The sequence below is a fragment of the Bradyrhizobium sp. CB1015 genome (genome assembly GCF_025200925.1).
Classification (GTDB): domain Bacteria; phylum Pseudomonadota; class Alphaproteobacteria; order Rhizobiales; family Xanthobacteraceae; genus Bradyrhizobium.
The window spans coordinates 4,793,272-4,814,215 of sequence record NZ_CP104174.1 but is presented as its reverse complement, the minus strand read 5'-3'; the positions used below and the strand labels follow the sequence as shown (position 1 = coordinate 4,814,215).

General features: G+C 64.6%; 20 protein-coding genes and 1 tRNA gene. 10 read left to right on the top strand and 11 right to left on the bottom strand.

The window, feature by feature from the left end:
- The first annotated feature begins 292 nt into the window (after positions 1-292).
- The 3 genes from dctP to N2604_RS22340 are packed head-to-tail and all read left to right on the top strand — an operon-like array spanning position 293 to position 3,221.
- Positions 293-1,315 carry a TRAP transporter substrate-binding protein DctP gene (gene dctP / locus N2604_RS22350; RefSeq protein WP_260370375.1) on the top strand — a complete coding sequence of 341 codons (1,023 nt, stop codon included), beginning with the start codon at positions 293-295 and terminating at the stop codon, positions 1,313-1,315.
- Positions 1,312-1,866 (top strand): TRAP transporter small permease, encoded by a 555-nt coding sequence (locus N2604_RS22345; RefSeq protein ID WP_260370374.1) that lies wholly within the window; start codon positions 1,312-1,314, stop codon positions 1,864-1,866. Before dctP ends, N2604_RS22345 begins: the two co-directional genes overlap by 4 nt.
- Entirely contained in the window at positions 1,863-3,221 is a 1,359-nt protein-coding gene (locus tag N2604_RS22340) for a TRAP transporter large permease (RefSeq protein WP_260370373.1), read from the top strand. The genes N2604_RS22345 and N2604_RS22340 overlap by 4 nt, the downstream gene beginning before the upstream one ends.
- 119 nt (positions 3,222-3,340) lie before the next feature.
- Here N2604_RS22340 and N2604_RS22335 read toward each other — a convergent pair whose 3' ends face one another.
- Positions 3,341-4,024 carry a GntR family transcriptional regulator gene (locus N2604_RS22335; RefSeq protein WP_260370372.1) on the bottom strand — a complete coding sequence of 228 codons (684 nt, stop codon included), beginning with the start codon at positions 4,022-4,024 and terminating at the stop codon, positions 3,341-3,343.
- 230 nt (positions 4,025-4,254) lie between these two features.
- Between N2604_RS22335 and N2604_RS22330 the strand changes: the two genes are divergently transcribed.
- The 4 genes from N2604_RS22330 (at position 4,255) to N2604_RS22315 (ending at position 8,134) form a co-directional block, all read left to right on the top strand.
- Positions 4,255-4,863: a TRAP transporter small permease gene (locus tag N2604_RS22330; RefSeq protein WP_260376288.1), complete on the top strand. Its 609-nt coding sequence runs from the start codon at positions 4,255-4,257 to the stop codon at positions 4,861-4,863.
- The gene (locus N2604_RS22325) at positions 4,863-6,128 is read left to right on the top strand and encodes a TRAP transporter large permease (protein ID WP_197958722.1); all 1,266 of its coding nucleotides are present in this window, start codon (positions 4,863-4,865) and stop codon (positions 6,126-6,128) included. The genes N2604_RS22330 and N2604_RS22325 overlap by 1 nt, the downstream gene beginning before the upstream one ends.
- Before the next feature lie 23 nt (positions 6,129-6,151).
- Positions 6,152-7,135 (top strand): TRAP transporter substrate-binding protein, encoded by a 984-nt coding sequence (locus N2604_RS22320; protein ID WP_260370371.1) that lies wholly within the window; start codon positions 6,152-6,154, stop codon positions 7,133-7,135.
- 72 nt (positions 7,136-7,207) lie between these two features.
- The gene (locus tag N2604_RS22315) at positions 7,208-8,134 is read left to right on the top strand and encodes a dihydrodipicolinate synthase family protein (RefSeq protein WP_260370370.1); all 927 of its coding nucleotides are present in this window, start codon (positions 7,208-7,210) and stop codon (positions 8,132-8,134) included.
- Positions 8,135-8,289: 155 nt separating this feature from the next.
- Here the strand turns inward: N2604_RS22315 and N2604_RS22310 are convergent, their stop codons facing one another.
- The 4 genes from N2604_RS22310 to N2604_RS22295 are packed head-to-tail and all read right to left on the bottom strand — an operon-like array spanning position 8,290 to position 14,012.
- Complete coding sequence (locus tag N2604_RS22310) at positions 8,290-9,201, bottom strand: hydroxymethylglutaryl-CoA lyase (RefSeq protein ID WP_260370369.1); 912 nt, start codon at positions 9,199-9,201, stop codon at positions 8,290-8,292.
- Position 9,202: 1 nt separating this feature from the next.
- The gene (locus tag N2604_RS22305; RefSeq protein WP_260370368.1) at positions 9,203-11,206 is read right to left on the bottom strand and encodes an acetyl/propionyl/methylcrotonyl-CoA carboxylase subunit alpha; all 2,004 of its coding nucleotides are present in this window, start codon (positions 11,204-11,206) and stop codon (positions 9,203-9,205) included.
- Positions 11,207-11,210: 4 nt separating this feature from the next.
- Positions 11,211-12,815 (bottom strand): carboxyl transferase domain-containing protein, encoded by a 1,605-nt coding sequence (locus N2604_RS22300; RefSeq protein ID WP_260370367.1) that lies wholly within the window; start codon positions 12,813-12,815, stop codon positions 11,211-11,213.
- A gap of 24 nt (positions 12,816-12,839) precedes the next feature.
- Positions 12,840-14,012, bottom strand: a complete 1,173-nt coding sequence (locus N2604_RS22295; protein WP_260370366.1) for an isovaleryl-CoA dehydrogenase — start codon at positions 14,010-14,012, stop codon at positions 12,840-12,842.
- Between the two features lie 110 nt (positions 14,013-14,122).
- On the opposite strand from N2604_RS22295, the gene N2604_RS22290 reads away from it, so the two are divergent.
- Entirely contained in the window at positions 14,123-15,151 is a 1,029-nt protein-coding gene (locus N2604_RS22290; RefSeq protein WP_260370365.1) for an AraC family transcriptional regulator, read from the top strand.
- Between the two features lie 49 nt (positions 15,152-15,200).
- On the opposite strand, the gene N2604_RS22285 is transcribed toward N2604_RS22290, so the two are convergent.
- A complete protein-coding gene (locus tag N2604_RS22285) occupies positions 15,201-15,692 on the bottom strand; it encodes an Lrp/AsnC family transcriptional regulator (protein WP_260370364.1) in 492 nt (163 codons plus the stop codon).
- A gap of 273 nt (positions 15,693-15,965) precedes the next feature.
- Positions 15,966-16,271: an ETC complex I subunit gene (locus tag N2604_RS22280; RefSeq protein ID WP_024337795.1), complete on the bottom strand. Its 306-nt coding sequence runs from the start codon at positions 16,269-16,271 to the stop codon at positions 15,966-15,968.
- 253 nt (positions 16,272-16,524) lie between these two features.
- On the opposite strand from N2604_RS22280, the gene N2604_RS22275 reads away from it, so the two are divergent.
- Positions 16,525-17,697, top strand: a complete 1,173-nt coding sequence (locus N2604_RS22275; RefSeq protein WP_260370363.1) for an OpgC domain-containing protein — start codon at positions 16,525-16,527, stop codon at positions 17,695-17,697.
- A 203-nt stretch (positions 17,698-17,900) separates the two neighbouring features.
- Complete coding sequence (locus tag N2604_RS22270; protein WP_260370362.1) at positions 17,901-18,326, top strand: translational machinery protein; 426 nt, start codon at positions 17,901-17,903, stop codon at positions 18,324-18,326.
- 61 nt (positions 18,327-18,387) lie between these two features.
- On the opposite strand, the gene N2604_RS22265 is transcribed toward N2604_RS22270, so the two are convergent.
- The 4 genes from N2604_RS22265 to N2604_RS22250 all read right to left on the bottom strand — a co-directional run bounded on the left by N2604_RS22265 (position 18,388) and on the right by N2604_RS22250 (position 20,753).
- Positions 18,388-18,582, bottom strand: coding sequence for a hypothetical protein (locus N2604_RS22265; protein WP_260370361.1), 195 nt, complete (start codon positions 18,580-18,582; stop codon positions 18,388-18,390).
- Positions 18,583-19,299: 717 nt separating this feature from the next.
- A tRNA-Pro gene (locus N2604_RS22260) sits at positions 19,300-19,376 on the bottom strand.
- Between the two features lie 113 nt (positions 19,377-19,489).
- Complete coding sequence (locus N2604_RS22255; protein WP_260370360.1) at positions 19,490-19,975, bottom strand: DUF192 domain-containing protein; 486 nt, start codon at positions 19,973-19,975, stop codon at positions 19,490-19,492.
- Positions 19,976-20,090: 115 nt separating this feature from the next.
- Entirely contained in the window at positions 20,091-20,753 is a 663-nt protein-coding gene (locus tag N2604_RS22250; protein ID WP_260370359.1) for a cold-shock protein, read from the bottom strand.
- Between the last annotated feature and the right edge of the window lie 191 nt (positions 20,754-20,944).

Genomic DNA, 20,944 nt, shown 5'->3' with positions numbered 1-20,944 from the left:
TGTCAGCGACGGACGCCGCTATTCAATATCGACGGATCGCCAGCCGGCGTTGTTACGCCGCTGTCGATAAATTTTGGCGAGCTATCCGCCATCCGTTGTACGGCGTGCTTCGCGCTCACAACCGGGATCGCAAGTGTGCAGCGCAGCACGGCCGGCACTTGCCGGGGCATTCGGTCTCGAACTATCAGATGAGAGAATATCGGGTGGAAGACCGGCTAGGATGGGCCCGAACGCCGGTCTGACGAGACCCGACCCAAATCACACCAACAAGAACAGTCCAAGGAATCACACCATGATTACGCGCCGACATCTGATCGCGACCGCCGTCGCGGCACCCGCCATTCTGCGCTTCGGCACTGGCACCGCGCAGGCCGCGACCGCGCTGAAGATCTCACATCAATTTCCGGGCGGCACCATCGACAAGGGCGACTTCCGCGACCGGCTCTGCCGCATGTTCGCCGCCGAAGTGAGTAAGCGCAGCAATGGCGACATTGCCGCCGAGATTTATCCGAACTCCTCGCTGATCAAGACCAACGCGCAGTTCTCCGCCATGCGCAAAGGCGCGCTCGATATCAGCCTCTATCCGATGCCCTATGCCGGCGGCGAGGTGCCGGAGACCAATATCGGCCTGATGCCGGGCCTGGTGACCACGTACGATCAGGGCCTGCGCTGGAAGAAGGAGCCCGTCGGCAAGGCGCTGACCGACTTCCTCGCCGACAAGGGCATCATCCTGCTCACCTGGGTCTGGCAGGCCGGCGGCGTCGCCAGCCGCTCTAGGCCGATCGTCGCGCCGGAAGACGCCAAGGGTCTCAAGGTGCGCGGCGGCTCGCGCGAGATGGACATGGTGCTGCAGACCGCCGGCGCCTCGGTGCTGTCGGTGCCTTCCAACGAAATCTACGCGGCGATGCAGACCGGCGCCTGCGATGCCGGCATCACCTCCTCGACCAGCCTGATCTCGTTCCGCCTCGAAGAGGTCGCGAAGTCGCTGACATCAGGCGCAGGCGCCTCCTACTGGTTCATGCTTGAGCCGCTGATGATGTCGAAGGCGATCTTCGACAAGCTGCCGAAGAACCATCAGGACATCCTGCTCGCGGTCGGCACCGAGCTCGAAGCCTTCGGCCGCAAGGGCGCGCAGGACGACGACGTCGAGGTCGCCAAGGTCTATGAGAAGGCCGGCGCCAAGGTCTCGGTGCTCGACGCCGCGACCGTCGGCAAGTGGCGCGACATCGCCCGCGACACCGCCTGGAAGGACTACAGCGCCAAGACCGCGACCGCCGCAAACCTGCTCAAGCTCGCCATCGACGTCGCGGCATGAGCCACGGTCCGCTTCCGGATCGTGACGACCGGGCGAGCGTTGCCGCAGGGACCGGCCCTGCGGCGGCGATCGATCGCGGTCTCGCCGTCCTCAACAGCATCATCGTCGTGTTCGCCGCGATTGCGCTGGTCGCGGCCTGCACCATCCTGAGCTACAGCGTGCTCAGCCGCGCGCTGTTCAAGGCCGCCAATTACTGGCAGGACGAGGCCGCCGTGTTCCTCCTGGTCGGCGCTACTTTCATGACGGCGGCCTATGTGCAGCAGAGCCGCGGTCACATCGGCATCGAGGCCTTCGTCGGCCTGCTGTCGCCACTCGCGAACAGGGTTCGCCTCTGGCTGGTCGATGCCGCCACATTCCTGTTCTGCGCCTTCTTCACCTGGAAGTCCTGGACCCTGGCCCATGAGGCCTATGTCGACGGCCAAGTCTCCAACTCGATGTGGTCGCCGCCGCTCGCGATCCCCTATTCGCTGATGGCACTCGGGATGAGCCTGCTCTGCCTCCAGATTCTCGTGCAGCTTGCGCTGCCCTTCACCGGAGCCAAGCGGCCATGAGCGTTTTCGGCATTGGCCTTGCCTACGGCATTGCGACGCTGCTGGTGATGTTCTCGGGCATGCCGATTGCGTTCGCGCTCGGCGCGGTCGCGGTCGTGTTCATGGGCATCTACATGCCCTCGGCCTCGCTCGATACGGTGACGCAGAACGTCTACGAGGAGATGGCCTCGATCACGCTTCTGTCGATCCCGCTCTTCATCCTGAAGGGCGCGGCGATCGGCAAGTCGCGCGCGGGCCAGGATCTCTATTCGGCTCTGCATGCCTGGCTGCATCGCGTCCCCGGCGGACTCGGCGTCGCCAACGTGTTCGCCTGCGCCTTGTTCGCGGCGATGGCGGGCTCCTCGCCCGCGACCTGCTCGGCGATCGGCTCGGCCGGTATCCCCGAGATGCGCAAGCGCGGCTATTCCGGCGGCTTCGCCGCTGGGATCATCGCTGCCGGCGGCACGCTCGGCATCCTGCTTCCGCCCTCCATCACCATGATCCTGTTCGCGGTCGCTGCCGAAAAGTCGCTGGGACGGCTGTTCCTCGCCGGCATCGGGCCGGGCCTACTGCTGGTCACGCTGTTCGGCGCCTATGCCGTGATCCGTTTCCGCCAGGAATACAAGGCGGCCGAAGCGGTCTACAAGAATGGCGGGCCGGAGGCTGCGATCCTCACCCGCGACGAGTATACGCTCGCCGAGCGCTTCAGCGTGCTGCCGCGCGTGATCCCCTTCGTGCTGTTGCTCACCGGCGTCATGATCGCGCTCTATGGCGGCTATGCCACGCCGTCGGAGACTGCCGGCCTTGGCGGCCTCCTGGCGCTGGCGCTGATCGCGGCGATCTACAGCGTGTGGCGCCCGAGCGACCTCGCCCCGATCATGAAGTCGACGATCCGGGAATCGACCATGCTGATGATGATCATCGGCATGTCGCTGCTCTATTCCTACGTGATGAGCTACCTGCACATCTCGCAATCGGTCGCCGAATCCATCGTCGCGATGCACCTGCCGCGCTGGGAGCTGCTGTTCGCGATCCTCGTCATGGTCGTCGTGCTCGGCTTCTTCCTGCCGCCGGTCTCGATCATCCTGATGACGGCACCGATCATCCTGCCGCCGCTCCGCGCCGCCAATTTCGACATCATCTGGTTCGGCGTGGTCATGACCATCGTGATGGAGATGGGGCTGATCCATCCGCCCGTCGGCCTCAACATCTTCGTCATCCGTAACGTCGCGCCGGATATTCCTCTGCGCGAGGTGATCTGGGGCACGCTGCCCTTCGTGCTCTTGATGATGCTCGCGGTGCTGCTGCTGTGTGTCGTGCCGGGGATCTCGACCTGGCTGCCGGACCTCGTGATGGGGCCGGACGGGAGCAGGTGACGACGATCGCAACTGCCGTAGGGTGGGTAGAGCGCAGCGAAACCCATCGTCTCCCCGCGCGGACGGAATTGATGGGTTTCGCTGCGCTCTACCCATCCTACGGGCTACGGGCACATCGATTATGGCTCGCTCGTCCGCCGCGACTTCGGCGCGTTCGCCACGACCTGCAATAAATCCTTGCGCACGGCCTCGATGTGCCGCTCCAGGAACCGGCAGGCCTCCTCGACCTTCTGCGCGCGGCAGAGCGCGATCAGCTGGGCGTGCTCCTTCTCGGCAATGCCCATCGCCTTCGTGTTCGAGAGCTGCAGCCGCGTGTAGCGGTCGCTGGTCTGCAGCAGCGAGAGCACGATCGCGCGGGTGCGCGGCTGCGGGGCATGGACGTAGAGCGCCATGTGGAAATCGGCGTTGAGCTGACCCCAGTCGCTGACATTGCGCGCCTTGATCGCCTTCTCGAAGCTCCGGTGGATGTCGTCGAGCCCGTCGAAATCGTCTGAGGTGAAGCGCGGCGCCGACTGCGCCAGCAGCCGCGGCTCCAGGATGCGGCGCAGGTCGAACACGTCGTTGATCTCGTCCAGCGACAGCTCCGAGACGATGGCGCCCTTCTGCGGCACGATCCGCACCAGGCCTTCCGCTTCGAGCTGGAATAGCGCCTCGCGCACGGGGATGCGGCTGACGCCATAGGCCTCGCCGAGCGCATCCTGGCGCAGCTGCGATCCGGCCGGATAGGTGCCATCGAGGATCGCCTGGCGGAGCTGGTCGACGATCGCAGCCGACAGGGTGCGATGCTTCAGAGGCTGTTTCATCTGATCGTCTGTTGTCCTTCCCGACTCGCGCGACCGACGCGGACCCTGTCTTGCATGTTGAGCTGCCCGGCAAAAGCCAACGCGCCACAAGCAAAGTGCCCAGCAAAAGCGCGCCCTGCCGCCGAAATGACCGCAAACTCCGTTTGACACCCAAAATGTATAATTTATACATTCGGCAATCGCACGACAAATCTTCGGGGGTTGGGGCCTCTTTCATGATCGAGCAGACGATGCCGGCCACGCGCGCACTCAGCCTCCGACGCATGATCGTCCGGATGTCGAGTGCCCTGCTCGCCTGCGAGCGGCTGGCGCTGATGGCCCTGATGTACCTGCTCACCGGCCTGATCCTGGTGAACGTCGTCACCCGCTACTCGCATTTCCCGATCTACTGGATCGACGAATCCGCCGTCTATTGCGTGGTCTGGCTGACCTTCATCGGGGCGTCCGCGATGACGCGGCTGCGGCTCGATTTCGCGGTGACCATGCTGACGGAGCGGCTGTCGCTGCAGCACCAGAAGACCGCTAAGGTGATCTCGACCGGCCTCGTCGTCGTGTTCGGCGTCGCGCTGATTGTCACCTGCGTGCTCTGGATGGATCCGGTCGGCCTCGCCCGCGCCGGCTTCGACGGGCGCAAGCTCGCCGCCGAGACCTTCAACTTCCTCTACACCGAGCGCACCCAGACGCTGAACTGGCCGACCTGGGTGCTCTATCTGACGCTGCCGATCTTCGCGGTGTCCATGACCGTCCATGGCCTCGCCAATCTTCTGGAAGATCTCGAGCTGGTCCCGCGCACGCCGCCGAAGGGCTTTCAGCTCTCCGAGCTCGACGGGGTCAATTGATGATCACGTCAGCGGCTTTCATGGCGTTCATGCTGGTCGGCGTGCCGATCGGGCTCTGCCTGTGCCTTGCCGGCCTCGTCTATATCGCCGCCTCGGGCAACCCGGTGCTGTTCCAGTCTTATCCGCTGCAGCTGTTCGGCGGCGTCGACAGCTACGGCCTGATCGCGATCCCGCTGTTCATCCTGATCGGCGAGATCATGAATGGCGGCGGCATCACAAGGCGTATCGTCGACATGGCGATGGCCTTCGTCGGCTCGCTCAAGGGCGGGCTCGCCTACGTCAACATCCTCGCCAACATGTTCATCTCCTCCATCCTGGGATCTGCGACCGCGCAGGTCGCGATCATGGCCCAGATCATGGTCCCGGAGATGGAGAAGAAGGGCTACGACAAGACCTTCGCCGCGGGCCTCACCGCCTATGGCGGCATGCTCGGCCCGATCATCCCGCCCTCGGTGATGTTCGTGGTCTACAGCGTGCTGGCGCAGGTCTCGGTCAGCGACATGCTGATCGCCGGCATCGTGCCCGGCGTCATCCTCACCGTGATGTTCTGCCTCGTCATCGCGCTGATGGGCTACATCTACAACTATCCCCGCGCGGACTACCAGACGCCGCGCCAGCGCGTTATGACCATCCTGCGGACCTCGCCGACACTGCTGATCCCGATCGTCATCGTCGGCACCATCCTCGGCGGCCTCGCGAACGCGACGGAATCCGCCGCCGTCGGCGCGGTGGCCGCCGCGCTGGTCGGAAAGTTCTGGACCAAGGAATTCGAGTTCTCGCAGCTGCCGCAGATGATGCTGCGCAGCGCCATCTATTCGGCGATCGTGCTGTTTCTGGTGGCGGCCGCCGCCGTGTTCTCCTGGGTGCTGATCTTCGGCAAGGTGCCGCAGGAGACCGCCGCCTGGATCCAGACCGCCGCCAAGGATCCCGTCAGCTTCATGCTGATCTGCAACGTCATCCTGCTCGTGATCGGCACGGTCATCGACGGCATTCCCGGCCTGATCATGACGGTGCCGATCCTGCTGCCGGTCGCAACCGAGATCTATCACATCGACCCCCGGCAGTTCGGCGTCGTCGTGGTGATCAACCTCGTGCTCGGGCTCTTGTCGCCGCCGGTCGGGCTCTGCTTCTTCGTCGCGGCCGCCGTCACCGGCGCCAAGCCCGGCAGGATGTTCATGGTGACGCTGCCCTTCTTCGTCATCTCCTGCGTCCTCCTGGTGCTGCTCTCGCTCTATCCCTCGCTCTCGCTGATCCTCGTCAAATAGGCCCATCCGAAAGGAGCCCGATTATGCCGCTTTCACGCCGCCGCTTTCTCGCCGCCAGTGCCGCCGCCTCGGTGTTCGCCCCCTCGCTCGCGCTCGCCCAGGCCAAGGAATTCCGTCTCGGCCTGATCACGCCGAACGGCCATTCCTGGAACAAGGCCGCGCTCAAATTCGGCGACGAGCTCAAGGCCGCCACCAACGGCCGCCTGACCTTGACCGTGTTTCACTCCGGCCAGCTCGGCAACGAGACCGCGATGATGCAGCAATTGCAGTCCGGCGCGCTCGACATGGGCTTCATCCAGGCCGCCGAGCTCGGCTCGCGCGTGCCGCACATCGCCGCTATCAACGCGCCCTATATCGTGCGCTCGACGCCGGCAGTGGCCAAGTTCGTGCGGCATCCGGCGGCGGTGAAGCTGTTCGAGGTGCTGCCGCAGGAGACCGGCACCATCGGACTCGGATGGGGCATCACCGGCATGCGCGCGGTGTTCTCCTCCAAGGACCTGAACTCGCTCGCCGACATCAAGGGCATGAAGCTGCGCATCAACCCGACGCCGGTCTATCGCGATTTCTATTCCTCCCTCGGCGCAGCGCCGACGCCGATCCCGACGCCGCAGGTGTTCGACGCCATGGCCAATGGCCAGGTCGACGGCCTCGAGGCTGATCTCGAATTCTCCTGGAACCAGCGCTTCGACAAGGTGTCGAAGGTGATCCTGCAGATGAATGCCGTCTTCATGCCGATGGCCGCGGTCGTCTCCGGCCGCGTCTGGCAATCGCTGCCCGCCGCCGACCGCGAGCTGATCACCAAGACGATCAAGTCGACGCTGGACGCGCAGATCGACGAGCTCGCCGGCAACGAGCCGGCGCTGATCGAAAACTTCAAGAACGCGCCGATCCCGATCCGCCAGGTCGACGCCAAGGACACCGAGGCCGTGATTGCCGAGTTCGACAAGATCTGGCTGCCCAAGGCCCCTGTCCTCGCCGAGCTGCGCAAGGTCGGCGCGACGCTCTGATCCCGTTCCCCATCCCTTTCACAAAAGCCGGCGGCTCCAGCCCCCGCCGGCATATTCACCTGGAGTCAAACCATGAGCCGCCGCGTTGCCTGGGAAGGCGTCTTCCCGGCCGTCACCACCCAATTCCACGACGATCTCTCGCTCGACATCGATGCGACCGCCAAGGTGATGGACGGATTGATCCGCGACGGCGTCTCCGGCCTGATCGTCTGCGGCTCGGTCGGCGAGAACACCTCGCTGGAGCGCAAGGAGAAGGTCGCGATCATGGAGGCGGCGAAGTCGGTCGCGAAGGGCCGCGTGCCCGTGCTGTGCGGCATCGCCGAATTCACCACCGCGTTTGCGGTCGAGACCGCGAAGGAAGCCGCACGCGTCGGCATCGACGGCGTCATGGTGATGCCGGCGCTGGTCTATTCCGCCAAGCCGCACGAGACCGCCGCGCATTTCCGCGCCGTCGCCTCTGCGACCGACCTGCCGGTGATGCTCTACAACAATCCGCCGATCTACAAGAACGACGTCACGCCCGACATCCTGGCCTCGCTCGCCGACGTCGAGACCGTGGTCTGCTTCAAGGATTCCTCCGGCGATACGCGGCGCTTCATCGACACCCGCAATATGGTCGGCGACCGCTTCGTGCTGTTCGCAGGTCTCGACGACGTCATCGTCGAGAGCGTCGCCATGGGCGCCGTCGGCTGGGTCTCCGGCATGTCCAACGCCTTCCCGCGCGAAGGCGAGACGCTGTTCCGCCTGGCCAAGGCCGGACGCTTGGCCGAGGCCATGCCGCTCTACGAATGGTTCATGCCGCTCCTGCATCTCGATGCCCGCCCGGACCTCGTCCAATGCATCAAGCTGTGCGAGCACATCATGGGCCGCGGCACCGCCCTGACCCGCCCGCCCCGCCTCGCACTGCTGCCGCAGGAGAAGGCCGAGGTCGAGGCCATGATGGCCAAGGCGCTCAAGAACCGGCCGCGTTTGCCGGATGTCGGGCTGAAGGCGGCCTGACCGCAGATTTCGTAGGGTGGGTTAGACCTGCGACTGCGCAAAGCGCAGTCGCAGGGCGTAACCCACCACTTTCGTCTCCGCGGATACCAAAGAGGTGGGTTACGCCGAGTGATTGCGCTTCGCGCAATCACAGAACTAACCCACCCTACGAAGCTTTACGAGGTCACCCGCTTCTTCTTCGCATTCAACGCCGATGCCACGCGGCTCACGGGCGGCTTGCCCAGCACGCCGCTCATCGCGTTCGTAGCCGCCAGCAGCTTCTCCATATCGATACCCGTCCTGATCCCCATGCCTTCGAACATATAGACGACGTCTTCGGTCGCGACATTCCCCGTCGCGCCCGGCGCATAGGGGCAACCGCCGAGGCCGCCGGCGGCGGCATCGATGACGCGGACGCCTTCCTCCAGGCCCGCATAGAGATTGGCGAGCGCCTGGCCGTAGGTGTCGTGGAAATGCATCGCGAGCTTGGCCGGCGGGATGTTGACCGCAACCGCGCGCAGCATCTCCTTGGCCTTAACAGGCGTGCCGACGCCGATGGTGTCGCCGAGCGAGATCTCATAGCAGCCGAGATCCCACAGCGTGCTCGCAAGATCTGCGACAGCTTTCGGCTTGATCTTGCCGTCGAACGGGCAGCCGAGCACGCAGGAGATATAGCCGCGCACCTTGACGCCATCGTCCCTGGCGCGCGCCAGCACCGGCTTGAAGCGCGCGATGGACTCCGCGATCGTGCAGTTGATGTTCGCCCGCGAAAACCCTTCGGAGGCCGCCGCGAACACGGAGACCACTTTGGCGCCCGCGGCACGCGCGGCGTCATAGCCCTTCTCGTTCGGCACCAGCACGTGAAATTCGGCGTCCTTCACATGCGCGACGCCGCGCAGTACGGCGTCCGAGCTAGCCATCTGCGGGACGGCCTTGGGCGAGACGAAGGCGCCAACCTCGACCGTATCGAGGCCGGCCGCGACCAGCGCCTCGACGAACGCGATGCGCGCCTCGACGCTGACAGGCGTCTTCTCGTTCTGCAGGCCGTCGCGCGGCCCCATTTCGACGATGCGGACCTCGTCGCTCATGTCACTCTCCTGCAGGCTCGACCATGGCGAGCTCGACGCCCTCCTGCACGATGTCGCCGACCTTGCACTTGATGGACTTCAGCACACCGGCATAGGGCGCGCGCAGCGTCTGCTCCATCTTCATCACTTCGAGCGTGAGAATCGGCGCGCCCTTGTCGAGCTTCGCCCCCTCCTCGGCCAGCACGGCAACCACCGTGCCGGGCAAGGGCGCTGCGATCTTGTCCTCGCCGACATGCTCCTCGCTCTCGCCGCCGAACGGATCGACCCAGTGCAGGTCGAAGCGGCCGTTGCGCGTGCGCAGGTAAAGCTCATGGCCATCGATCACCGCCGCGACCGATGATTTGACGCCGTCCAGGGTCAGGTCGAAGCCGCCGTCCTTCGCAGCGATCGTGAACGCCAGCTCGCGCTCGCCGATCACCAGCGTCGACGGCCCGCTGCCGTAGTTCAGCGCGATCTTCTGCTCCGGACCATGGCCGACGCGGAACGCAAAGCTGCGCTGGCGGCGGCCGACTGGCTGCCAGCCGAAGGTCTGCCAGGGCGAATTCGCTTCCGCCTGCGCCGTCTCCCGCTCCACGTTGACGATCGCGGCGACTGCGGCGCAGAGCTCGAGCTCTCCAGGCGCAGGCACCGCCGACGTCAGCACCGCCAGCTCGCGCTCGATAAAGCCGGTATCGATGGCATTCGCGCGCACCTTCGGGTGCGTGATCAGCGCGGAAAGGAAGGGGATGTTGGTGACGATGCCGCGGACATCGGACTCCTCCAGGCCGCGGTTCAGACGGTCGATCGCAACGTCCCGCGTGGGCGCCCATGCAATCGTCTTTGCCAACATCGCATCGTAGTAAGGCGAGACGCTATCGCCCTCGCGATAGCCGGTATCGATGCGCAGGCCGCCGGTTTCCGCCGGCATTCGCCAGGTCGAGATTCTGCCGACCGACGGCATGAAGTTCTTCGTCGGATTCTCGGCATAGACCCGCGCTTCGATCGCATGGCCGTTGAGCTTGATCTCGTCCTGCTTGAGCGGCAGCGCCTCGCCGAAGGCGACGCGCAGCTGCCACTCGACCAGATCGATCCCTGTGATCAGCTCGGTCACGGGATGCTCGACCTGGAGGCGCGTGTTCATCTCGATGAAGAACACGTCCTTGCCGTCGGAGACGAACTCGATGGTGCCGGCACCGACATAGTTCACCGCGCCCGCCGCCTTGCGCGCGGCGGCACAGACCGTCTCGCGCTGCGCGGCATTGAGCGTCGGCGACGGCGCCTCCTCGATCACCTTCTGGTGCCGGCGCTGCAAGGTGCATTCGCGCTCGAACAGCGAGAGCAGATTGCCATGGCTGTCGCCAATCACCTGCACCTCGATATGCCGGGGATTATCGACGTACTTTTCGATCAGCATGCGGTCGTCGCCGAATGCGGCCTTGGCCTCGCGCTTGGCGCTGACGATCGCAGACGCCAACTCATCGGCCGAGCGCACGATGCGCATACCGCGGCCGCCGCCGCCGGCGGAGGCCTTCACTAGGACGGGGAAACCGATCTTGTCCGCCGCCTTGGCCAGCGTCGCCTCGTCCTGGGCCTCGCCGTGATAGCCGGGCACTAGCGGCACGCCGGCCTTCTCCATCAACTCTTTCGAGCCTGATTTCGAGCCCATCGCATTCATCATCTCGGCGGTCGGACCGACGAAGATGAGCCCTGCATCGAGGCAGGCCTGCGCGAACTCGGCATTCTCCGAGAGGAAGCCGTAGCCGGGATGCACGGCCTCCGCACCGGTCTTCCGCGCGGCCTCGATCAAGCGCTCGATGTTGAGATAGCTGTCGCGGGCTCGTGCCGGCCCGAGCAGCACGGCCTCGTCCGCGAGCGCGACATGCATCGCATCGCGATCGGCCTCGGAATGGACCGCGACCGTGCGCAGGCCCATGGCACGGGCGGTGCGGATGACGCGGCAGGCGATCTCGCCGCGGTTGGCGATCAGGAGCGTGCGAAAACGCCGGTAGAGCTTTGAGCGGTCCATCGCATCACATCCTGAACAGGCCGAATTTGGTCGGTTCGATCGGCGCATTCGACGCCGCCGAAAGACCGAGGCCGAGCACAAGGCGCGTGTCGGCGGGGTCGATCACGCCGTCGTCCCACAGCCGCGCGGTCGCGTAATAGGGATGCCCCTGACTTTCATATTGCGCGCGGATGGGCTCGCGGAACTTGTCTTCCTCTTCCCTGGACCAGCTCTCGCCCTTGGCCTCGATATTGTCGCGCCGGACCTGGCTCAGCACCATCGAGGCCTGCTCGCCGCCCATCACCGAGATGCGCGCGTTCGGCCACATCCACAGGAAGCGCGGCGCGTAGGCGCGGCCGCACATGCCGTAATTGCCGGCGCCGTAGGAGCCGCCGATCACGACGGTGAATTTCGGCACCGACGCCGTCGCAACCGCCGTCACCAGCTTGGCGCCGTCGCGGGCGATGCCGCCGGCCTCGTACTTCTTGCCGACCATGAAGCCGGTGATGTTCTGCAGGAACACCAGGGGAATGCCGCGCTGGCAGCACAGCTCGATGAAATGCGCGCCCTTCAGCGAGCTCTCGCTGAACAGGATGCCGTTGTTGGCGATGATACCGACCGGATAGCCCCAGATATGGGCGAAGCCGCACACCAGCGTCGTGCCATAGAGCTTCTTGAACTCGTCGAACTCCGAGCCGTCGACGATGCGCGCGATGATGTCGCGCACGTCGAACGGCTTGCGGCCGTCGACCGGCACCACACCATAGATTTCCTCCGCCGCGAACAGCGGATCGTGCGGCTGATGCATGTTGAGGTTTGGCCGCGTGGAAGGCTTGAGCGTGCCGACGATACGACGGGCGATGCCGATCGCATGCGCATCGTTCTGGGCGTAGTGATCGGTCACGCCGGATTGCCGCGAATGCACATCGGCGCCGCCAAGTTCTTCCGCGCTCACGACCTCGCCGGTCGCGGCCTTCACCAGCGGCGGGCCGCCGAGGAAGATGGTGCCCTGGTTGCGCACGATAATGCTCTCGTCCGACATCGCCGGCACATAGGCGCCGCCGGCGGTGCAGGAGCCCATCACGATCGCGATCTGCGGAATCCCCTGCGACGACATCTGCGCCTGATTGTAGAAGATGCGGCCGAAGTGCCGCTCGTCCGGAAAGATCTCGTCCTGCAGCGGCAGGAAGGCGCCGCCGGAATCCACCATATAGACGCAGGGCAGATTGTTCTGCCGCGCAATGTCCTGCGCCCGCAGATGCTTCTTTACCGTCATCGGGTAGTAGGTGCCGCCCTTGATGGTGGCGTCGTTGGCGACAACAACGCATTCGCGGCCCGAGATGCGCCCCACCCCCGTGACGACGCTGGCCGAATGCACGTCGCCGCCATAGAGGCCGTAGGCGGCAAGCGGCGAAAGCTCCAGGAACGAGGTGCCGGGATCGATCAGAAGGTCGACGCGCTCACGCGCCAGCATCTTGCCCCGCGCGGTGTGGCGCTTGCGCGAGGCCTCGCCGCCGCCGCCGGCGACTTGGGCAAGCTTTTCGCGCAAATCGGCGACGAGGCCTCGCATCGCCTCGGAATTGCGCGCGAAATCTGATGAAGACGGATCGATGCTGGAATGAAGCGGCATGGGGATTCCAATGGAGTGAAGGACTTAAGCCGTCTCGGCCATCAGCTCGCGGCCGATCAGCATGCGACGGACCTCCGAGGTGCCGGCACCGATCTCGTAGAGTTTTGCGTCACGCCACAGGCGTCCGACCGGGAATTCGGACGTGTAGCCGACCCCGCCCAGCGCCTGGATCGCCTCGCCGGCCATCCATGTTGCCTTCTCCGCGGAATAGAGGATTGCAGCAGCAGCGTCCTTGCGTAAGCTGCGCGCGTGGTCGGCGCGGTCGCAAGCGCGCCCCACGGCATAGACATAGGCGCGCGTGGCCTGCCAGGTCGCATACATGTCGGCGAGCTTGCCCTGCATCAGCTGGAAATCGCCGATCGGCTGACCGAACTGCTTGCGTTCATGCATGTACGGCACGACCGCATCCATGCAGGCCGCCATGATGCCGAGCGGGCCGCCCGAGAGCACCGCGCGCTCATAGTCCAGGCCGGACATCAGCACCTTGACGCCCTCGCCCACCTTGCCCATCACATTCTCCTCCGGCACCTCGCAATCGTCGAAGAACAGCGGATAGGTGTTGGAGCCGCGCATGCCGAGCTTGTCGAGATGCTGGCCGTGGGTGAAGCCCTTGAAGCCCTTCTCGATGAGGAAGGCGGTCATGCCGCGCGGACCGGCCTCCGGATCGGTCTTGGCGTAGACCACCAGCACGTCGGCATCGCCGCCATTGGTGATCCACATCTTGGAGCCGTTGAGCACGTAGCGGTCGCCGCGCTTGTCGGCGCGCAGCTTCATCGAGACCACGTCGGAGCCGGCGCCGGGCTCGGACATCGCGAGCGCACCGACATATTCGCCTGAGATCAGCTTCGGCAGATAGCGCTGCCGCTGCGCGTCATTGCCGTTGCGACGGATCTGGTTGACGCAAAGATTGGAGTGAGCGCCGTAGGACAGCCCCACGGCCGCCGAGCCGCGCGAGATTTCCTCCATCGCGACGATATGGGCGAGATAGCCCATGTTGGAGCCGCCATATTGCTCCGGCGCGGTCATGCCGAGCAGGCCGAGGTCGCCAAGCCGCTTCCAGAGATCCGCCGGGAACAGGTTTGCCTTTTCGATCTCGGCGGCACGCGGGGTGATCTCCGCCTCCACGAATGATCGAACGGTGTCGCGCAGCAGGCTGATGTCTTCGCCCAGATCGAAATCGATGCTCGGGATGTTCAAGGCGATTCCTCCCTATTTTGGGCTCCGAACCTAGCCCGGTCCCGGCCCTCTTGCAGTCGAAAAGGTTGCATTTTCCGCCAAACTTGGCGAGGATTTCCGAAAGGAATCCGATGCCTTTTCAAGCCGCCACCGCAATTCCGCGCCGCGCCGTCACGCCCGCCGCCTTCGTCCGCGGCGTGGTGGCCGCTTATGAGCGTTACGGCCGCGATCCCGCCGAAGCTTTGAGCCGGGGCCAGGTCGCGCCGGAGCTTGTCAATTCTCCCGATGGGCGGGTGACCGCGGCCCAGTTCGAGGCGCTGGCGGGCCACGCCATGCGCGAGCTCGATGACGAGGCGCTCGGCTGGTTTTCGCGCCGGCTGCCATGGGGCACCTATGGCATGCTGTGCCGCGCCTCGATCACCGCACCGACGCTGGAGATCGCGCTCAAGCGCTGGTGCCGGCATCACCGCCTGGTCACCGAGGATGTGCTGCTCGATCTCGAGGTTGGCGAAGAGACCGCTGTCGTGTCGATCCGTCAGCTGCGCGACCTCGGGCCCTTCCGCGAGTTCTGCCTCGTCACCCTGTTCCGCTACGTGCTCGGCTTCTCATGCTGGGCCGTCGACTCCCGGATCGCGCTCCGCGCGGCTGAGTTTCCTTTCTCCGAGCCCGGCCACGTCTCGGTCTATCCGACCATCTTTTGCCGGAGCGTCCGCTTCAATGCGGACCGCGCAGCCATCATCTTCGACAAGCACTATCTGTCGCTGCCGCTGACGCGCAGCGCGGCCGATCTCGACAACATGCTCAAGGGCGCACTCCGGCTCACCGTGCTGCCCTATCGGCGCGACCGCCTGCTGGTCGAGCGCGTCCGCCGCGTGCTGCGCAATGCACGCGGGCGTGTCCTCGGTGCCGAGGACGTCGCGAGCGAGCTTGCACTCTCCACCCGCACCATGCATCGCCGCCTGCGCGAGGAGTCCACCTCGCTGCGCGATCTCAAGGAGGAGGCGAAATTCGCGCTCGCCAAACAGGAGCTGATGCGCGGCCGCACGCCGATCAAGCGCATCGCCGAGATCGCCGGCTTCCGCAACGAGAAGAGCTTTTCGCGGGCCTTCCGGACCTGGACCGGCACGTCTCCCCGCGAGTTTCGGGGGCGGTATCGCTGAGGCGCGCCTCTGAAATTCCGATTTGTTGCCGCTGAGATATTCGAACGCCCTACCCAGGCGCCGCCACCGCGACCTCCTGCAACGGCAGCGGCACGTCCTTGGCAACCCCGAGCACCGGAAAGCTGCGGACGTTCTTCACGTTGGGCATCGCGGCGAAATGCAGGAGCTGCTGGCGCATGCTCTCGACACTCGGCGCCACGCATTTGAGCAGATAGTCGGTGTCGCCCGAAATCCGCCAGCACTGCTGGATGCGCGGGATCGCGGCGATCGAGCTCTCGAACGCCTCCAGCACCGGCTGGGCCTGGCTGCCGAGCTGGATCGAGACGAACGACACCACCTCATAGCCGAGCAGCCGCTCGTCGATCACGGCGCGCACCGCCCGGATCACGCCGCGGCTGAACAGAGACTTCAGCCGCCGCAAGCAGTTCGGCGCGGACACACCGACCCGCAGCGCCAGCTCGTTGTTGCGAACCCGCCCGTCCTGCTGCAGCTCGGACAATATCTTCAGATCGACGCCGTCGAGCTGGTCACGCCCCGCCATCCCCCGCCTCGCTCATGAGCCCGTCATGACCGCCAGCGAAGCACGGGGCGGAATTGATGCCAACCACCTTAGGCTTCCGCGAGGCTGGAAAAGCGTGGCGGGAAGCTTGCCCGCGGCCCATCCTTCGAGACGCCCGCCTCCGACGGGCCCTCAGGATGAGGTCACGTTTCGCGGCAGGATATTAGACCCTCATGGTGAGGAGCCCGCCCAAAGCGGGCGTCTCGAACCATGCAGGCCGAGCTCACGCGGCCCTATCTCTGATCAGAATGGTCTTTAATGCGTCCAGGGCTCGCCGCGGCGGAACGAGAAATTATCGGCATAGGCAACCGGCCGGCGGATCGACTCCTTGGGCTCGATCACCTGATAGGCGATGCCCTTGCGCTCGCAATAGGCGATCGCCTCTTCCTTGCTGTGGAAGCGCAGCGTAATCTGCTGCTTCATGTCGGCCGACGACGTCCAGCCCATCAGCGGCTCGACCGATCGCGGCTGCTCCGGCTCGTAGTCAAGCTGCCATTCCCTGGTCTTGGACCGGCCCGATTGCATCGCGTTCTTGGCAGGCTTGAAAATGCGTGCGGTCATGACTGGTCCGGGCCTCTTCGTCTTTTCGTTCGATTTCGATGCGTCACGGTGGCAGTTGGTGGAAATCTCGGGGATGGTATAGAGAAGCCGGTTGGGAACTGATCCTGATTCCGGCCCCGGCCACCCTCGCCAACGGTATAGTCATTATGCTGCACCGTGACAATTGCGTACCCGCGTTTCCTCCTGGGACCCCGTTTGGCGGCCCGGCTTCACCGATCTCCGCGCTTCTGTCCTCTCTGAAAGCTCCCGACGCATGGCCTTCCTGAACGTCAGCGCCACGCTTCCCGACAAGGGTCGCGACCTCAGGCTCGACCTGTTTCGCGGTGTCGCGAACTGGGCGATCTTTCTCGACCATATCCCCGACAACGTCGTGAACTGGATCACGACCCGCAACTACGGCTTTTCGGACGCGGCCGACCTGTTCGTCTTCATCTCCGGCTACACCGCCTCCTTCGTATATGCACGGATGATGCTGGACCGCGGCTTCATCGTCGGTGCCACCCGGCTCACCAAGCGGGTCTGGCAGCTCTATGTCGCCCACATCATCCTGTTCGTGATCTACATCGCCTCGATCAGCTATCTCGCCCTGCGCTTCGGCGATTCCGAGATGATCAACGAGTTCAACGTCGCCGGCCTCGTCGACAACGCCACCGAGACGCTGCGCCAGGGCCTGTTCCTGCGCTTCAAGCCGCTCAACCTCGACGTGCTGCCGCTCTACATCGTGCTGATGGGCCTGTTTCCGCCGGTGCTGTGGTTCATGCTGCGCAAGCCCGATTTGACGATGATCCTGTCGATCGTGCTGTGGCTCGCCGCGCGCCATTACGGTTGGAACCTGACCGCCTATCCGGCCGGCCAGTGGTACTTCAACCCCTATTGCTGGCAGGTGCTGTTCGTGTTCGGCGCCTGGTGCTCCATGGGCGGCGCGCGGCGCTCGATCACACTGATCAATTCGCCTGTTACGCTGTGGGTCTGCCTCGGTTATCTCCTGTTCGCGCTGGTCATGACCATGGCCGGCCGCTTCCCCGCCTTCGGCGGCATGTTCCCGGAATGGCTGTTCTCGGCCTTCAACCCCAATGACAAGACCAACCTCGCGCCGTACCGCTTCCTCCATTTCGTGGTGATCGTGATCCTGGTGATCCGCTTCGTGCCGAAGGAGTGGCCGGGGCTGGAGTGGAAGGTGTTCGACCCCTTGATCGTCTGCGGCCAGCAGTCGCTCGCCGTGTTCTGCGTCGGCGTGTTCCTGTCCTTCGTCGGTCATTTCGAGCTGTCGATGAGCTCGGGCTCGCTGCTCGCGCAGATCTTCGTCAGTGTCGCCGGCATCGCGATCATGACGACGGTGGCTTATTACATCTCCTGGTCGAAGAAGCAGGACAAGCCGCTGAAGCCGCCGCCGGCCAAGCCGGCTGCGGAGGCGAAGGCGGCCTGAGAACGTTTCGCCGCGGACATTCTTCGAAACGCCCGCTCGAGGCGTGCGCTCGGGCTGTTGCCAGAAGTCATATGCGTCGTCTTGCTTTGAACCGGGATCGGATTGACATGGGTCAACAGGGGCGGTGCCGGCCCGCATAGTGTCGCCGCGACCTGAGCCGCCGCACAGAGTCTGGCGGCCTCCTCTCGCACAAGGCCCAACACATGTCCTCTCATTTCCACGCCGTGGTATGGATCGATCATTCGCAGGCCCGCATCTTCCATCTCGGCCTGAGCGGCTCGGACGAGGTCACGCTGCATCCGCACCTGGCGACGCGTCATCTTCATCACAAGGCCAATAGCATCGGGAGCGGCCATGCGGCCCCCGACAAGGCATTCTACGCTGAGGTGACCACGGCCCTCGCTGATGCCGGTGAGATCCTCATCATCGGGCCGGCGAGTGCGAAGACGGAGCTGGCCAGCCATATTCGCGCAAGCGCACCCGACCTGGCCAAGCGGATTGCCGCGGTGGAAGCGGCCGACCATCCCTCCGACGCCGAGATCGTCGCCCATGCCAAGCGTCACTTCAAGCTGCCGCTGCCACGCGTGCAGGCGCCGGGATCGGCAGCCGGCGAGCGGCACGCAGGCTAGGATCCTACTGCATCAACGACAAACCGAGGCGCGATGACGGTCATCCCGATCTCGTCGCCCTTCAAGCCGCCTCTTCGCCGTCGAACTCGGTGAACTTCCTGTAGATCCAGTCGCGGCCGTCGTGGCGACGCCAGACCTTGCCGAGCACGAACTGCCCGTTGATGGAGCGGCGCGGCACGATCACCGTCCAGAGGTGCCAGATCTCGGTCCAGTTCGATTGCGGACCGACGGTCCCGGTGTTGGGATCAAGAGACATGGGCAGAACTCGCTGGCGCAGAACTCAAAAGATGCGCACGCTGCGACGAACCGTCATCTGTGGTTGGACAGAGTGAAAGCAGCCCATCGCGAGCCGGGACCGACCTGATAGCAGCCACCCAAACGGCCGCAACAGCCACTCGCCTTTAACCTTGCCGGTCAACCTTACTTCTTGGGATGGAGCGGCACGATCGGTTGAAAGCCGGCGCCAGTTTTTCTAGAATGTCCATGATTTGAGGACGAGCGCGCCGTTTCGGCGCACGGTAATTTCTACACTGAATTTTGCAGACGATCGGACGTTTGGAAGCAAGTGGATTGCGGGGAATGACAATCATGAAACTGCAATGTGCATGTCTGCGCCTCGCGCTCCGCGTGGCGCCGCGAGCGCCAATCGCGAGCACGGCCTCGCAAGCGCCGCCGCAAGCCGCCAACGACAACCACATGGCCTGGTCGTACGTCCCATTTCCGCCCGGCTGGTGCGCGTCGAACTGACGAGCGCGGCCGGCAAAAGCGCAACGCCGCGCAAGCGGAATATTCATCGCTTGGCGGCGTCCGTTTAGACATTGGGCGCTGAAATCCCCAACACGGATTTGTCTATGGCGACGGGCGAAGGTTCGACGAGGCTTTGCTGATTCCGCGCGAAGCGGGCGGCCCGCGCGCGCGGATGCCTGGCCATTGCCGGGTGGATGCTGACTTGAGCGCCAGCGCCGCCCGGGACTGGTCGGGGCAGCTGGATTCGAACCAACGACCTGCAGTACCCAAAACTGCCGCGCTACCAGGCTGCGCTATACCCCGAATGTCCGGCGAGCCCCGTCGATACACGCTTCCCAGAGCGCCAGCAAGCTTCCAAACAGGGCCGCCAGCAAGCTTCAAAGCCGCCGGCCGGGGCCGCAATGGCCCTGCCCGCCCTATTTGGCGCCGAACAGGGGGTGGCCGACGCGGTCACCGGGGCGGATGCCGTACTTCTGCGCCGTTCCCGCCACCACCTCCAGCACGGCCCGGGCGGGCCCCCGGGAGGAGATGATCTTCGTCGACAACGGCTCGGTATTCTCGGCGATGCGCAAAATGCGTCCATCGGCGCGGATGAAGATCATGTCGAGCGAAACATAAGTGTTCTTCATCCACATCGAGATTTCCTGCTCGGGATTGAAGTCGAACAGCATGCCTTTGCCGTCGGCCAATTCCTTGCGGTACATCAGGCCGGTCTGCTTCTCCTCATCGGTTGTTGCCATCTCGACCGAGAACACCTGCACGCCGTTCTTGGTGACGATCTCGAGCGGCTGGAAGCTGGCGGCGCCGACCGGCGTGCCGGCGACGGCCCAGCCGGCGATGACGAGGATGGCGGCCAGCCAGCCCTTCAGAGCGGACCAGACGGCCTTTCGATCAGAATTCATGGGGGCTCTCGCGGCGTGGGACTTAAGTCAGTCCTTACGCGGCGACCGCCGGAAAAGGAAGAGGCGCGCCGGACTTGCAGCGCGCCTCTGCTCACGATTGTGGGAATTGATATCTTTAGTGCGACTGCAATCCCGGCGATCCGGTCTCGGGATGGATCTCGGCCGCCATCATGCCCTTGGAGCCGGGCCCGAAGCGGACCAGCACATACTGGCCCGGCCTGAGCTCGGTCATGCCGAAGCGGCGCAGCGTCTCCATGTGCACGAAGATATCAGGGGTGCCCTCGCCGCAAGTCAGGAAGCCGAAGCCGCGCAGCCGGTTGAACCACTTCACCTGGGCCCGTTCCAGCCCACTGGTCGGGGTGACCGTGACATGGGTGCGCGGCGGCAGCATCTGCGCCGGATGGATCGCGGTCGACTCGTCCATCGAGACGACGCGGAAAGCCTGGTAGCCCTTGGCGCGCTGGATGCACTCGACGACGATGCGGGCGCCTTCATAAGCCGTCTGGAAGCCGTCGCGCCTCAGCACGGTAACGTGCAGGAGGACGTCGGGCCAGCCATTATCGGGCACGATGAAGCCGTAACCTTTAGAGGCGTCGAACCATTTGATGACGCCGGTGACCTCGACGAGGTTGGCGCTGGCTTCGCCCAATCCGGTGAAGGGACTGAGTGCGGTGTCGCGGCCGGCGCTGCCATGCTCGCCCGGCGTCAATCGCCCCGGCGAGGTGCCCTGTCCGGGAACTCCAAGCTTCTTGGACTCAAATCCGTCCGACGACCCCATAACCCCGGACCCCACACTGCCATGCAACCCGCCACATTGGCGGCGCTCGAATCACGCGTCTTAAGAGAATGTTCTCAATTCGACGCGACGCGAATCTTTCGACTCAAAAGATAACACTCCCGGTTGCGACGCATAGATAAAAAAGAGATTCGCCGGAACCTATGAACAGCTTGCACAGCCGCGAATCAAAT